The organism is Opitutaceae bacterium, assembly GCA_041395105.1.
Lineage (GTDB): Bacteria > Verrucomicrobiota > Verrucomicrobiia > Opitutales > Opitutaceae > B12-G4.
Genome location: JAWLBB010000013.1, coordinates 1 through 15,692 on the forward strand (window position 1 = coordinate 1; position 15,692 = coordinate 15,692).

General features: G+C 60.7%; 9 protein-coding genes. 4 read left to right on the forward strand and 5 right to left on the reverse strand.

Translation table 11 applies throughout. The features are described 5' to 3' along the window. Positions 1 to 57: 57 nt before the first annotated feature. From R3F07_20650 to R3F07_20660, 3 genes are all read right to left on the reverse strand, one after another. Positions 58 to 1,059 carry an aldolase catalytic domain-containing protein gene (locus tag R3F07_20650; GenBank protein MEZ5278803.1) on the reverse strand — a complete coding sequence of 334 codons (1,002 nt, stop codon included), beginning with the start codon at positions 1,057 to 1,059 and terminating at the stop codon, positions 58 to 60. Positions 1,060 to 1,153: 94 nt separating this feature from the next. Further along, on the reverse strand, positions 1,154 to 3,325 hold the full coding sequence (locus tag R3F07_20655) for a hypothetical protein (GenBank protein ID MEZ5278804.1): 2,172 nt from the start codon (positions 3,323 to 3,325) through the stop codon (positions 1,154 to 1,156). A 53-nt stretch (positions 3,326 to 3,378) separates the two neighbouring features. Beyond that, positions 3,379 to 6,924, reverse strand: a complete 3,546-nt coding sequence (locus R3F07_20660) for a hypothetical protein (GenBank protein ID MEZ5278805.1) — start codon at positions 6,922 to 6,924, stop codon at positions 3,379 to 3,381. Positions 6,925 to 7,156: 232 nt separating this feature from the next. Between R3F07_20660 and R3F07_20665 the strand changes: the two genes are divergently transcribed. The 3 genes from R3F07_20665 (at position 7,157) to R3F07_20675 (ending at position 12,234) form a co-directional block, all read left to right on the forward strand. Then, positions 7,157 to 10,105, forward strand: a complete 2,949-nt coding sequence (locus tag R3F07_20665) for a TonB-dependent receptor plug domain-containing protein (protein ID MEZ5278806.1) — start codon at positions 7,157 to 7,159, stop codon at positions 10,103 to 10,105. 76 nt (positions 10,106 to 10,181) lie between these two features. Next, the gene (locus R3F07_20670; protein ID MEZ5278807.1) at positions 10,182 to 11,267 is read left to right on the forward strand and encodes a LacI family DNA-binding transcriptional regulator; all 1,086 of its coding nucleotides are present in this window, start codon (positions 10,182 to 10,184) and stop codon (positions 11,265 to 11,267) included. A 109-nt stretch (positions 11,268 to 11,376) separates the two neighbouring features. Beyond that, on the forward strand, positions 11,377 to 12,234 hold the full coding sequence (locus R3F07_20675) for a glycoside hydrolase family 16 protein (protein MEZ5278808.1): 858 nt from the start codon (positions 11,377 to 11,379) through the stop codon (positions 12,232 to 12,234). Between the two features lie 172 nt (positions 12,235 to 12,406). Here R3F07_20675 and R3F07_20680 read toward each other — a convergent pair whose 3' ends face one another. After that, a complete protein-coding gene (locus tag R3F07_20680) occupies positions 12,407 to 13,795 on the reverse strand; it encodes an MFS transporter (protein MEZ5278809.1) in 1,389 nt (462 codons plus the stop codon). A 219-nt stretch (positions 13,796 to 14,014) separates the two neighbouring features. Then, a complete protein-coding gene (locus tag R3F07_20685) occupies positions 14,015 to 15,031 on the reverse strand; it encodes an aspartate-semialdehyde dehydrogenase (GenBank protein MEZ5278810.1) in 1,017 nt (338 codons plus the stop codon). A 3-nt stretch (positions 15,032 to 15,034) separates the two neighbouring features. Here R3F07_20685 and R3F07_20690 point away from each other — a divergent pair, with 3 nt between their 5' ends. Next, positions 15,035 to 15,574, forward strand: a complete 540-nt coding sequence (locus R3F07_20690) for a L,D-transpeptidase (GenBank protein ID MEZ5278811.1) — start codon at positions 15,035 to 15,037, stop codon at positions 15,572 to 15,574. The last annotated feature ends 118 nt before the right edge of the window (positions 15,575 to 15,692 follow it).

Sequence of the window (15,692 nt, forward strand, 5' to 3'; positions counted from 1 at the left end):
CTCGCTCAGAAGACCTTCATTCAGGGCATTGCGACGACGGGGCAAAAAGGCTGAGGGCTACTGGTCCTCGAGGATTCCGTCGTAGAAGAGCAGGTGGTTGCCGCGGTCCGGTCCGGCGTTGTGGCGCATGGCGGAGCGCGGATGACGATTGTAGAGACCGGTCAGCATGTAAGGGATGTCGAAACCCCATCCGAGTTCGGCCCGCATCGGCTCGATATGCTCCTGGATGCACTCGAGGACAGGCCGCAGTTTGTACTTCGGGTTATGAAGAAACCCGAGGAGAAGCTCGAGATAGCAGTTGCCCGCGCCACGCCCCAGCCCGGCCATGGTCGCGTCCACGAAATTGGCCCCCTGCACGATCGCCTCGATGGTATTGGCGTACCCCAGCTGAAGATTGTTGTGCGCGTGGATGCCCACCTCCATTCCGTTCGCTTTCGCGTGTTTCAGGTACTTCCCGATGAGAAGCCGGATTTCTTCGGAATAGTAGTGACCGAAGCTGTCGACCAGGTAGATGGCCTTCGCACCGGATTGACAAAGCAGTTCCAGTCCCGCATCGAGTTCGGACTCCTGGACGGTGGAGGCGGCCATCAGGTTGACTGTCGTCTCGTAGCCCTTGTCATGTGCGTCCCTGACCATCTCGAGCGCCAGCGGGACCTGATGAATGTAGCAGGCCACCCGGATCATATCGAGGACGCTGTCCTTCTTCGGCAGTATGTCCGTCTTGTAGTCCGATTTCTCGGCATCCGCCATCGCGGTCAGCTTAAGGCCGGTCGGATTGTCCCCGACGATCCGGCGCATGTCATCCTCCCGGCAGTGGCGCCAGCAGCCGTATGCATCAGGACTGAACAGTCCCGGGGAATTCTTGTAGCCGATCTCCATGTAGTCGACGCCGGCGGCGACATTGGCGGCATAGACCGCGCGGACGCAGTCATCGGCAAAACGACTGTCGTTCATCAATCCGCCGTCGCGGATGGTGCAGTCGAGGACTTTGATCTCGGGGCGATAGGAGACCCACGCATGGAGCGAGCCTTCGCCGGCGGCTGGATTTTCAGTAGTCATGGAATCAGGGAAACCATGACCCAATCAAGCCGGTCCGGGGGTGACAAACCAAAACCCGACCGGATTTCCCGCCGCTGCGCGCTCTTGCGCTCGATCAGTCGACCACGTAGACTTCGACCAGAGCGACGCCCGTGCCCCCCGCCACCCCTGATGCCTTGATCGTGTAGGCCCCGGGCGGCAGAGTCACCACAAAGGCGGCGTCAGCGCTCCCCTCGGGAAGTGCAAACGCCCCCACCTGTTGGGCGACCTGGGCCGTCAACGCCTGCTCCGGGCTTTCACCCCAATTGTCCTGGGTCAGGATGAGGTCGCCACCCTTGAAGACGGACATGACGGGATCGCTCAATGCCCCCTGGATGGCAAAGAGCTCACCGAGGGCCGGTCCGACTGCTCGAATGAGAAGGGTCTTGGATCCCTCGGAGGAGACGACCACTCCCGGGATCATGATACTCGCGCCCTGGCCGACGAAGCCCCGATTGGATATATTCGAGAGAACCGCGGTGGGTGAGCCGGCATCCGCATCGTAGAGCTCGACGATGGCGACGCCGGTCGCCCCATCGACTCCGTCCGCCACGACCGTGTAGCCGCCCGCTTCCAATTCCACCAGCAGCGCAGCATCCAGACTGTCCGAGAGGGCAAAGGCCCCGAGGGTCGCCGAGGTCGCGGCAAGGGAAGCCGCGTTGGCGTTGGTTTCCCAGTCATCGTTGGTGGCCAGGATCTCGGCTCCCGCTGAACCCGCACGCCGCAGGACCATGCGAGGATTGGACAACGACCCCTCGACAAAAAAGGGATCGTTTCTCAAGGAGGCGCCGACCGCCCGGATCAACAATTGCTTGGTCCCGCTTCCCCCGATGACGAAACCGGGAATCAGAACCTTGTTCCCGGTGAGTGAAAGTGCCCGGGTGGACAGATTGGTAAGCCTGGCCAGCGAGGATTCTGCGGGTTGAACGGAAACGGTCGCAATTCCACTGGTGGTGCTGCCGCCTGCATTCGACACCACCACGGTGTAGCCGCCCGCAAGAAACGTCTGTGCACTCGGTATGGCAAGACTCGATCCGGTGGCCCCCGGCAGGTCGACGCCGTCGCGTTGCCACTGGTAGAACAATGGTCCTTCCCCGGTCGCCGTGACCTCAAGAATGAGGGAGCCGCCCGCGATCAGGCCGGCGCCGATGGGCGCCTGGGTGATCACGGGAGGATCCACCGGTGGCGGGAGCCAGAGGCTCTGAAGAGCCGCATAGGTCGCGCGAGGGGTCAGGGTGTTCGGACCCCCGCCTGCCGTCTGGCTGATGGCGAAAATGCCCCACCACTCCTCGTTGGCGACCCCGTCGGGCAGTCCGCCCAGGTTGAAACCTCCGGTGTCGTGGGAAAACGGATTGCCGCCCTTCCACCATTCGTCGCCATACTCAAAAACGCACCCGCCCGCCGCAATCGTCGACCGGTCCTCGAGTTCACGCCACAATTTCGCGACGGCTTCGCCGACGAAGGCACCATTGTCCGGATATGGCGCACCGGCTTTGGCATCATAGGCGTCGATGCCGAATTCCGTGATGATCAGCGGCTTTTCGCTGACCGCGGCATACTGATCGAAGAACGTGCCAAAAGTCGTGCCCCGGTATACCTGGATGCACCAGAAGTCGATCCAGGTCAGGCCCGCATCACGCGCGGAGACCTGGTCGATCGCGTCGGTGATGGCGAGAGATACCTTCCGCGAGGGTGTCTGCGCCTTGACCGCTCCGGCGATCGTGTTCATCGCCTGCCAGAACGTCGCCTTGGCACCGTTCCCGTTGTTGTTGTTGGCTTCATTGCCAAGAACAAGGCCCAACACGGCCGGGTGATCGGCCAACCGGGAGTCGATCGCGAGATAATCAACCGTGATGGCACTGACGGCGGAGCTGTTGCTCCAGTCCGTCCCCGGATTGATCCACCGATTGACGAGAACCCGGATCGGATCCACCCCGTCGTTCCAGCACTTGTCGAGGAAATCGGAGTGATCCGCATCCGGACTCCAGCTGTAAACCCGGATCGTATTGGCCCCCATCGCCCTGAGGTTTGCCAGATCTCGCTCATAAACGGCCGCGTAGTTCGCTGTAAAGTAGTCCCCGTAGGGAAATGCCTGTGACGGATTCTCACCGATGGGCGTCGGTTGGTAACAGACACCCCTGACCTGGTACGGCTCGCCCTCCACAAGGAGCGCGCGGGCGACGGACTCCTGGCAGAGAAAAAGAGCGGTCAGGGCAAGGACGGCGACGGGTTGAGAAAGGATTTTCATGCGGGACCCCCTTGAATCATTCCAGAGAAGCCGATCGTCCGGACTCGATGATCTCAATCAGCGAGGGAATCGACAGGAATCCGGACCACGATCTTTCGCACAACACAGTTGCGCCTGAAGACGGCCGCACTCTCATCCCGGGTGAGGCGGGCCGATTCGCGTTGGATGATCCGGCCGTCGGCCTGGTGCAACTCGAGAGCCGGTCCTTCCCCCGCCCGGTAAACAACGGGGACCTGGCAGAAGGTGAAGCCGAGCGACTGGGCGGGAAGCGGAACAGCCTGCGCCGCTCCCTGACAATCAAGGATCTCCAGAACCGACGGGTCCCGGTGAAATTCCGCCCTGCGCAACAACCGCGGCTCGAAGCTCAGACACCCATCCGAGACGTTCAATCCGAGTTCGCCGAGACGGATGAGCAGATCCTCTTTGACCTGGCCGGTCATCCCGGGCTGTTGAGCGCCGGCATGGGCCGGCGTGTGCGAATAGGCATCGGTGGGGAAGGCACCGTAACGGGACGGCGACCGGTGGATTCCGAGCCCCGCCAGAGAAGCATGGTAATGCCTCGCGAGTCTATCGACGGTGCGCCCATCCACTCCCGTCTCCAGCGCCCTCCGGTGATTTTCCTGGATGGCGAGAATCAACTTGGAAACCATGTGCCAGTAGATGCTGCCGAGCCCCTCATAGGCAAAGAAGGTGCCCGAGCGTCCGGTAAAGGCCTGGTGCCGGAAAGTGGATTCATAGACCGCCTCGATCGAATCCCGCTCGTCCGCCACCTGGCCCGCCCATTCGGATTGCCAAAGGAGATCCAGAGCCCGGCGCAGGTCGGAGACATTGTGGAATGCCGCATTGAAGCGGACATCTCCGTTTCGGTCCCTTGTCACGATCCGGGCATCGCCCGCCTCGAGCATGGAACGCAGGAGACCGGGCAGGACCGCTGAACCCTCGGCGATCCGGTTCTTTTCCATGAAGCCCGGGAGGATGCGATCCGGATAAAGCAGATAACTGTCCTGGTCCTCCCGATACAACGGGCTGGACCGCAAGGCATCGAGCAGACCCGCCGCTTCATCCGGTTCCAGCACGCCGGAACTGAGAATGGACACCTGCCCCTCGAGCATCTGACCCAGCCGACCGAGCCCGACTCCGCCATCCGGTTCGAACGATAGAAGATTGTAGGCATGAAAGAGACCGTCCCCCCGGGCGTTTTCGAGAAGGGCCGCCCGGACCACCGAGCCCACCCGGTCAAGAAACGATGCCAGCTCGGAGCCGGGGACCTCCCTTGTCTCACCTCCAAGGCCTCTTTCGTAAAGCCCTGCCCGATAGGTGCCCGCCATCTCCCCGAGTCGGTCAAGCCATTCCCGCCGGTTCGAGGAGGCTTCATCGCCCTTCTTCACCTCAAGGCCGGAAAAGACCAGGGCCTGCGCACGCAGCCAGTCCGCCACCTCGGCGCTCAAGGTATGGACGGGGTGGACCTGCGGATCCTCAAGCAACTCCATCAGGAACAGCACATAGCGGTGGACATACCCCAGCGTGACCACCGAGACGCCGTAACCCACCAGGGCATTGTTGGCGTCATTCCACTCCGGACGTTGCGTATTCATCCAGATTCCTCCTCCCGGCACGAAATTGGCCAGTTTGGCCAGAAGCGGAACCAGGAGCTTTTCCAACAGGCTGACCCGGCACAGGTCGCCGTCGACACGGTGAAGCAGCTTTCCATCCTCACCAACGGACGCAACCCGTTGCGCGATCCGGGCCGCGGCATCCCGATCAAAGTCGACCGTATTGCGGGGATCCTTCAGGATATCCGCGTAGGGTCGGATACGATAGGGAACCTCGGTGTAGACCAGGAACGTCTCATCGAGCAGACTCTGGAGACGGCCCGGCTGGAATCGGCGGGATGTTTCCAGCAACTTGAGCAGGTAGATGATCTGGTGGTCTCCCCAGTAGCCGATATTCGACCAGGGCTCATTCGGGTCGGGCACTTCCCATTCGATCCCGCGATCCGTGATTCGATAGGGATTGTAGCCGTCGGCCGTGGACGCATTCAGGAAGCGCAGAACCGTCGCCTCGATGAATTCGGGATAGGCATGGACCAGCGCTTCCCAATTCTGGAAAATATCCCGCCAATTGCCCTGGTAGGCCAGTCTCGACGATCCATCGGCATTCCGTATGTCAATTGAGAATCGATTCCAGGGTCGGCTGGGATCTCCATGCCGGCGACTGAAACTCAACGGCAGATACTCACCCGCCAGCCGGCGAAGATCGGGATCACCGATTCGCTCGACTTCGCGGATCAATTCCCGCCGATCCACCTGTTCCGGCAGCTGCCGAAGTTGAGCCGCATGGGTCCGATGAATGCCCGGATTGAAGTGCTGCAGCCGGCTCAGGAAGTCTGCCCGAGGCAATGAATAGCCATGTTCGAACATCCCCCCGCGCATCACGTTGAACATCGCGTTGGAGAAGTGCCGCCAGCACCGCAATTCATCGTGGGTCGACTGTATCCCGTCAACCGAACCAACCCGCCGGCGCAGTCCGTCGCGCGTCGCCCGGATGCCGGCCGCGAGATCGGATGCCATTTCCCCGGTGTTCCGAACCCGGTGGACCAGCTCCGTCACATCCGCGGCAGAGAGACCGACGTCGGCAACCGTCCACCAGTTCATCTCTTCTCCCGGCGACAGCGTCCCGTCCGATGCCACCAGGAAGGCGCCCCGGCGCCCCCGGATGGCCGTTTCATTGAGTAGGGTCGAGCCTTTCCTGAAGGCGTTGACCTGTTCTGTGCTCAGCAGGATGCGATGCGCCTCCAGGCCAACCGACCAGGCAACCGAGGCGCGTAGGCTCTCGTTCGGCTCCGATCGGTCCGAAGGCAGGGAACTCAGCGAATAGAGGCCGATCCCCTCCGGCACGAGCAACTCATTGGACTTGTAGGCATCTCCCAGCACGCTGAATCGTGCCTGAAAGGCCTCGTCGAGACCGTAGGGCAGTATGTTGCGCAATCCATCCAGCAACTGCACCTCGATCCCTTCCGGCCCGGTATTGGACAGCTCGCAGCACCGGACGATTCCGTGCCGGGCAGAAAAGCTCCAATGGTGCCGCCAGCGAAGTCCCAGATCCGGATTCGTCTCTTCAAAAATGACCCGGCTTCCGGTGATATTCTTGAAGAGCCGCCTCTGAATCTTCGAATCGACCGAAGGAATCGCAGACCACGGCTCCCATAGCTTCCACTCCGCCCGCCCGTCGGATCGGACGCGCAGAATGGTGAGACCGCCGGTCGATTCCGTCGAATCGAAGAGACGGTCCTGATTGCAATAGGGAAAGAGGGCCTCGTCGGGATTCTTCCGGCCCGCCGTGATGGCTCCGTTGCTGCCGACAAACATCCAGTGGTCGTCATCACTCACCACGTTGACCAGAAACGGCTTGAGTTCGCGATGGCAGTCAACGCCGATGAAGCGCTCCCCGCCGATCTCGCAAAAAAGCTCCTCCGGTCCCGCCTCCCCCACCCCGCCGGGCCCCGTCCGGCCCCTCTGGATGCCATCGCTGTGGAATCGGGGATCTTCGGTCACAATACTTGCCGCCCCCCGGTCTGAACCTGTTTCAGTCGTTTTCATAAAGCTCTGATCTTACGTTTCATGCAGCTGCAAATCCCTGTCCGGAATGGACGGCAAAGCATCGTTTTTCAGATGCCCACTCAAATGGATGCCCAGCGGCGGGACAATAATAAAGTGCACAGTAATGCACTTTTTTATTTGACAGCCCTCCCAAAGTGAGGCGAATTGCAACCCAAGCGAGGCGAGACAGGTCGCCGCTCACGAATCCACCAACAAGCTCTACCCAACAATAATGAACCCTATAAAGGCAGCCGGGCCTACCGGCCTAACACGTTACATCGCGTGCGCTTCCGTCCTTCTTCTTTCAGGAGGGATCGCACTTGCCCAGCAGGCTCCATCCGCGAGTTCCGAGCCGGAGGACGACGAGATGATCATGCTCAGTCCCTTCGAGGTCTCGGATTCGGGTGACTCGGGCTACTATGCGACCAACTCCATCTCCGGATCCCGCATCAACGTCGCGATCCAGGATATTCCGCTTTCGATCGAGGTGGTCACCTCGGACCTGATTGAGGATACCGGATCGGTCGACCTGCGCCAGTCTCTGCAATACAGCGCCGGCGTCCTGCTGACCACCCAGAATGACGGGCGCAATCCCGATCAGTTCAGCGATGTGGGCGGCGTCAACAATCCCGAGGGTGTCACCAACAACAAGACGAACACCTCCTTCAAGGTCCGCGGGTTCGTCACCGACGATGTCCTGCGCGACGGCTTCCGCCGGCAGCACGCGACCGATTCGATCAACATTGAACGAATCGAAGTCGTCCGCGGTCCGTCCGCCCTGCTCTACGGCATCGGCAATTTCGGTGGTATCGTCAACTACCTGATCAAGAAGCCGACCGCAGAACTGCAGCAGAACTACACCTTCATGGTCGGAACCGATTCCTTCTTCCGCGGCACCGCCGACATTTCCGGCCCGTTCAAGAAATGGGAGGGTTCGGGTTACCGGATCAACCTCTCCGCCGAGACCGGCGACGACTGGACGGATCTGAAGAACCACGATGCCTATTTCATCGCCCCCATCTTCCAGTTCCAGCTCACACCCAAGACCACGCTGGTCGTCGATGGAGAATACGGGAAGAATGACGCCAGCGCGATCGGCTTCCAGAGCGTCCGCTCGCCGAGCGTGACCGGTGTTCCGATCAGCCAGCCCGACCGTCTCGAAACCTATGGCTTCCACCGGGTTCCCGGGGAAGACGTCCGAACCTTCCGCTGGTCGGGTCCGGACACCTACCTCAACACTGAGGCAATGAATTTCCACGCCGACCTGACGCAGGAGATCATCCCGGACATGTATGTCAAACTCGGCACCAACATTTCCGAAACCAACTTCGATATCAGGGACGTCTTTGGCGCGATGCAGCAGAATGTCGGCCCGGAGTCCCTCCGACGGACAGTGACTTCCTACCAGGTCATCGACGGACAGGATTCCCTCGTCACCTCGACCGTCCCGAATTCGATTCTTCAGTACGCCTGGGTGGACACCGAGGAACAGAACAAACGCTACCAATACCGCGCCGAGTGGACCTGGACCAAGGAGATTTTCGAGGACAACAAATGGCTTTCCTCCAAACACAGTTTCCTCGCCGGCTATTCCCAGGAAGACGCCTCCCAGACCAAGATGATCTGGCAGACCAACAACTCCACTGAGAACGTCGGATGGAATTTCAAGGCCCCGGATGACGCCAACCCGATCCGTTTCGGCACCCAGGGAGACGGATCGCCCGACGTCGGGATGTCTGAGAATTTCCGGACATCCTCGGATTCCACCAACAAGGGTCTTTACGGCGTGTATTCCGGTCGATTCTTCGAGGACCGCCTCTTCCTTCTCGGCGGACTGCGCAATGACAAGAGCTCAACCGCCACCGCCCGGGCCGACTGGAGAAATCCAAACGCGAGCACGTCAAGTTCCGGTGAAGAGGTTTCCATCAACAGCGCACAGTGGGGCGTCAGCGTCGAAGTCATTCCCGGAGTGTCGCTCTTCGCTCTCGGGTCGGAAGGCGTGCAGCCGAATTTCGGCGGCAAGGTCGATGCCCTCGGCAACGCCATGGATGCGGCCACCAGCAGTTCGAACGAGTACGGCGTGAAGCTGAACCTGATCGAAGGAAAACTGGCAGCGACCATCAGTGCGTTCAAAATCGAGCGGGTCGGTGTCCCCACCAGCTACTGGTGGGCGCCGGCGCCGGGCCGTGGGGCCTTCCGCCGGGGTGATGACATCATCTACAATATCGCCGACTTCAAGGCCGCTCCCGACATCGGCGATGACCTGAGCTGGAAACTGGTCATGTTCACCGAGCCGGTGATGAACGCCTATGCGGCAGCCAAGGAATCGGGCGCCATTTATAACAAGGGCGAGAATACCTACATCAATGCGTCAACCCAGACCGGTGCCGCCTATCTGGATTCGGTTTTCGCCGGGGTTGCCTCGGGACTCGGCTGGCCGGGTTGGCTTTATGTCGGCGTGCCCGAGGGCGATCCCGAGGTCAACACCGCGGGTGAAGACTGGTCCGAAGGCCTCTACTCACAGTCCATCTCGGATTCGTCCGAAGGCTACGAGGCCCAGTTCCTCTTCTCGCCTCTGACCAACATGCAGATTATCCTCAACTACTCGCACGTCACCCGCCAGATCGACAGCCCGGGCACCTTCACCCAATATCCGTATGAGGAAGGGAACTGGGACCGTTGGGCCATGTGGTATTTCCCCGATGGTTCGTGGGGACTTTCCGGATATCCGGCCACCGAGGCCTATCCGGGCGGCACCAACGGCCTGCCGAACCAGGACACCTCATCCTGGGCCGGACTGGGCTATGGCGCGGGAGAATCCCTGGATGATTCGCCCGAGCATGTGGTTTCGGTCTGGAGCTCCTATTCCTTCAGCGGCGATGGCGCCCTGAAAGGTCTCCAGTTGGGTCTCGGAGGCGTCTGGGAAAGTGAGCGCGAGTATGCCTCTTCCTATACCTCATCGGGCCAGATCAAGGAGAACCAGACGGGCAAGAAGATCCAGGCCTTCACCGATCCCCGCCTGACCATCAATGCCATGGTCAAATACGACTGGGTCATGAGCGAGAAGTACAACACGTTCGTTCAACTCAACGTCGACAACCTGCTCAACGACACGGATCAATACGGTCTGCTCTACGCGCCAGGCCTCTCAGCCCGGATGACATTCGGCATCGGCTTCTGAGAACCCTTCAGTGCGGCGCGGCGGGCGGGCCAAGGCTCCCCGCCGCGTCTCATTTTCCCTTGTGACAAGCAAGGGCATGGCTATACCCACGCTGTCCATCTCCCCACTTGCCGGTCAAATGAAGGTCAGCCAACAACATATTGCCGACGAACTGAACCTCTCGCGGACCACGGTGTCCCGGTGTTTCACCAATCATCCGAAGATCAATCCGGAGACTCGCTCAGCCGTTTTCCAGCTGGCCACGAAACTCGGCTACAACTACAGCGCGCCCCGCAATGTCGAGGCCAAGAAGCCTGCCGAAAGAAACACCATTGCCGTTCTCGTCGGGCTGGCGGAGGAAAACCGCCAGGCGGCCGATACGGCCGCCGCCGTGATCAACGGAATCAGCGAGCGCGCCGCCGCTCAGCATCTTGAGCTCCAGCTTCACTATGTCGATCCGGCTCAATTCCGCCTGGCACCCCGGGCCCGCAAGATCCTGCCGGAGGCCGACACCTCCGACTGGCGCGGGACCATCCTGATCTATCCTTTTCACGAGGAAAGTGTGATCAATCTGATGGCCAAATTCCCCACCGTGGCTGTCCTTGACGATTACGACCTGGCGGAAATCGATTGCATCAACCCGGACGAGGGACGCGGCATCTCCCGCATGGTCCAGCACCTCTATGACCTCGGTCACAGGCGGATCGGTTTCCTCAGCTGGAAATACCCCGTTTCGACCCCATGGGTGGGCCGCCGGGTCGGGGCCTACCTGGAGAATCTCTACCGGCTTGGTCTGGAGATTGAACCGGACCATATCCTGAATGTTCGCGGCGAGAATTCCATGCCATTGGACGAACTCTCCAATCGGGTCGCCCGATTGGTCCGTCAAGGTGTCACCGGCTGGGTCTGCGCGGCCGATCACCAGGCCTACCCCCTGCTCGTCGATCTGAAGAACAGGGGTATCCGCGTCCCGCACGATTGCTCGATCACCGGCTTCGACGGAATCAGGCCGCCCCGGGGACTACCGCAACTGACCACCATGCGGACACCGTTTCGCGAGATGGGCATTTCATCGGTCGTTTCCCTGTTGCGGAAAATCGATCAGCCAAGCGCCGCGCGACGCCACATCATGGTTTCCAGCCACGTCGTCATCGGCAAGACCACGGCCCGCCCTCCCGCCTGATCACCAAACCCGTTCCGGAAACGACCGGTTGCCCGTCAGCCGTCCCGGCAGTGGCACCGGTCATCCAGGGAAACCCGTCTTTCGAATCAACCATCATACTTCAGGCCTCATGAGACCTTCTGCTCGACCGACCGCCCTGGCCACGGGCCTGCTCCTGCTGGCCACTCCACTTTCCCTCCTCTTCGGGGAACCGCTAACTGATCGGCAGGCTCCGACCGACCCAACCGGTTGGGACCTGGTCTGGTCGGATGAATTCGACCAGCCCGGCGCCCCCGATCCCGAGAAATGGGACTACGATGTCGGTGGTCACGGCTGGGGAAATGCCGAACTCCAGTTCTACACGAAGGACCGGAGGGAGAACGCCCGGGTCGAAAACGGCCACCTCGTCATCGAAGCCCGGCGTGAAGAGTGGGAAGGAAATGAATACACCTCGGCCCGGCTCGTGACCCGCGGTCGGGAAAGCTGGCTCCACGGCCGTTTCGAAATCCGCGCCCGGTTGCCGGAAGGGCGCGGGACCTGGCCCGCCATCTGGATGCTCCCGGATGATTGGAACCTCGGGTCCGGCCAGTGGCCGGATGTCGGCGAAATCGACATCATGGAACATGTCGGCTACGATCCAGGAGTCATTCACGCGACCGTCCACTCCAGGAAGTTCTTTTACAAGTGGAACGAGAACTCCCCCAAGACCAGCATGATCGAAATTCCCGATGCCAACTCCGAATTCCATACCTACGCCGTTGAATGGACGGCCGATGAGTTGCGGGCCTACGTCGATGACACCCTTTATTTTACCTACACCAACCCCGGTGAAGGCTGGGAATCATGGCCCTATACCCGCCCCTTCCACCTGCTTCTCAACGTCGCGGTCGGTGGGCACTGGGGAGCCCAGAAGGGAGTGGACGAAGAGGCCTTTCCACTGCGGATGGAGATCGACTTCGTCCGTGTCTACCAGCAAGTCGGGAAGTGACCCGATTCGCACCTGGTTGAATCGAGACCTCGACTCAGGACCAGGATCATCTTCTCGTCCGCCATTTCGATGCAGCCGCCCCAGTCTTCTGGGGCGCATCGAGGTGGATTCGCGGCCCAGGATTGTCGCGACGACAGGAAGAGAGTCCTTCTGAAAGCCCCTGATTCGGGAGTCATTCCGGATCCCCGGCGTGGCGCGCGGCCAGTTCACGCTCGACCCTGGCCACCTCGTCTTCGCGCAGTGGATAGCACCAGACGGCCACCGCGCTGAAAACGGCAAAGGCGGCGGGGATGAAGGTGAACATGACGCGGATACCCAGCAGGGAGGATTCCGACTGAACCTGATTGGGCACGAATCCCGCAAACTGCAGCATCCAACCGGCCAAAAACCCACCGATGGTCAGGCCCAGCTTCTGGGCAAACTGGGCCGCCGAGAAAATCAGGGCGGTCGAGCGACGCTGGAATTTCCATTCCCCGTAATCCGCCACATCGGCATACATCGCCCAGACCAGGGCCGGAGTCGGGCCCACAATGAACGTTCCGACGATGTTCACCAGCATCATCAGCCAGAAATTCTCCGGCGGGATGAAGAAGAAGGCCGCCATGGTCGCCGCATTGGCCAGGGTGAGGCCGACCATCAACTCCCGTTTTCCCCAGCGCTTGCTGAAAAGCTTCGTGCAGGCCACCCCGAGTATCAGGGCCAACGTGCCCGAAGTCATGAAAATGGTCGAACGGTCCAGGAATCCGATGAAGGGCGATCCGTCATCACCGACAAAGTACTTGAAGTAGTGAAGGGTGACCGCGCCGCGGACCGCCACATTGGCCAGGGTGAAAATGGCGGCGGCAAAGAGAATCAACCACGGGCGGTTGGCCACCAGAAACCTCAACTCCTGTTTCAGGTTCGACTTCTGCCCGACCGGCGGGTGCACCCGCTCCCGCGTCACCGCAAAGGTGAAAAGGAAGAGGCCGATCGCACAGACCGCGAAAATCGCCATCGTTCCCTTGAAACCCGCCGCCTCGTCGCCCTGACCGATCAACGCAACCAACGGGCGGGCGCTGAAGGTGATCAGCAGTTGCCCGGTAAAGGCGCAGACAAAGCGATAACTGGAGAGCACGGTCCGCTCCGACGAGGAGGGCGTCATCACGCCCATCAGGGCCGAATAGGGAATATTGATGGCGGTGTAGGCCATCATCATCAGGGTGTAGGTCACATACGCATACACCAGTTTGCCCTGCACCGAGAGATCGGGGTTGGCGAACATGACATAACCCATGATCCCGTAGGGAACCGCCATCCAGAGCAGATAGGGCCGGTACTTGCCCCAACGCGTCCGCGTCCGATCCGCCACCACCCCCATCATCGGGTCATTGACCGCGTCCCAGAGCCGGGCGACCAGGAAGAGGGTGCCCACGACTCCGGCTGACAACCCGAACACGTCGGTGTAGTAGTAGAAGAGGAAGATGTTGAAGGTGTGAAAGACGAAGTTGGACGCGGTATCTCCGAGTCCGTATCCGAGTTTCTCGACAAATCCGAGACGGGGGCTTTGGGCAGGGTCAGACATGGCAAGGCAGAGGTTTGGACACAATCCGGTTCCCTGGGTGGTCCCGGAATCCAGGAACCCTGGCGACCACCGAATCCCGCCGCAACCCTAAAGTGCAGTAATGTGCACCTTAATGAATCAGCCGGAAGGCAAGACACCTCCGCGTCCCTGAGTCTGCCCGCAGGAAAAATCCGGAGCATCCCCCCGATTCCTGTCTATGCTCCCAGTCCGACCACGGCCTCAGAACGCCCAGGCTTTCCGCTCGTGCAGCAATTCCGCAATCTGAATGGCGTTGAGGGCCGCCCCTTTCCAGAGTTGGTCGCCAACCACGAAAAATGCCAGACCGTTGTCGAGAGCGGAATCCTGTCGCAGCCGCCCCACCCCGCAATTCACCTTGCCGGCAAGGTCAAGCGGCATCGGGTAACGGTTGGCGGAAGGCTCGTCCATCAACTCCGCACCGGGGAAGCCCGCGATCGCTTCGCGCGCTTTCTCCAGGTTGACCGGACGCTCGAATTCCGCGTCGATCGAAATGGAATGGGCCCGGAAGACCGGAACCCGTACACAGGTGCAGGAAACCCGCAGACCGGGCAGGCCGAGGATCTTCCGGCCTTCGTTCTGCATCTTCATCTCTTCCTTGGTGTAGCCGGTCTCGAGGAAGGAATCCACATGGGGAAGCAGATTGAAGGCGATCTGGTGCGGGTAGACCTTGTGGGTGATCGGATCACCTTTGACGTAGGCCTGGATCTGATCCTCCAACTCGATCATGGCCGCGGCTCCCGTCCCTGAAACCGCCTGGTAGGTCGAGGCAAAAAAGCGCTTCAATCCAAAGGCCTGGTGGAGCGGAGCCAGGGCCATCAGGGCGACGGCGGTCGAGCAATTCGGGTTGGCGATGATCCCCTGGTGGGCGACTGCGGCATCCGGATTGATTTCCGGGATGGCCAGGGGCACACCCGGATCCATCCGGAAAGCCGAGCTGTTGTCGATGACCACGCAGCCACGTTTGACCGCCTCCGGAGCCAGATTCCTCGAAATCCCGGCGCCCGCACTGAAGATGGCAAAATCCAGTCCTTCAAAAACCTCGGGACGGGCTTCCTCGATCACCCACTTGTCGTTACCGACCGCAATCGTCCTGCCGGCGGACCGGGCGGAGGCGAACAGCCGGAGTTCGGAAATCGGAAAGCGACGATCCCGAAGCAGCTGGATCAACTCTTGACCGACCGCTCCGGTTGCGCCGACGATGCCTGCTTTGTAGCTCATGGAATGAAGGACGAAGATTACAAAAGGCTGATCCAAAGATGCGGCGAGCTGGCAATCAAGCCAACAAATGAGTCGCTCACCGTTTCCATTGCCCGCCAGGAGATGACTCTCTGGTCCGGCGGGAACGCCGAGGTGACCTGGGCCGTCTCCACCAGCCGGCGGCCACCGTCCTGTGTCCAGGATTCCCTGGGGACGCCGACCGGGCTCCATGTCATCGCAACGAAATTGGGCGATGGCGAACCGCTCGGAACCGTCTTCCGGTATCGCCAGAGCCTCGGCACCCTCTATTGGGAAATGCCCGCCGCGGAACAGGAGAAAGCCCTCATCACCACCCGTATCCTGCGCCTGCGCGGTCTGGAGGAAGGCCTGAATGCCGGGGAAGGTTGCGACAGCCATTACCGGATGATCTATATTCACGGCACCAATCATGAAGCGGCCATCGGCCAACCACACAGCGCCGGCTGCATTGAAATGCTGAACGCAGAGGTCCTCGAGCTTTACGAACGGGTGCCCGAGGGAACGCTTGTCTGGATCGGATTCTAGGCGCCTGGCGCTCTTTCCGCGTAAGATTTCAACACCTGTGGGGCCCGCCCCTCTTCGGTGTGCGGTTCGCTGGCATCCAAACTGCTCCGGCCTCCTGTCCGGGTCTTCCGTTGCCAAC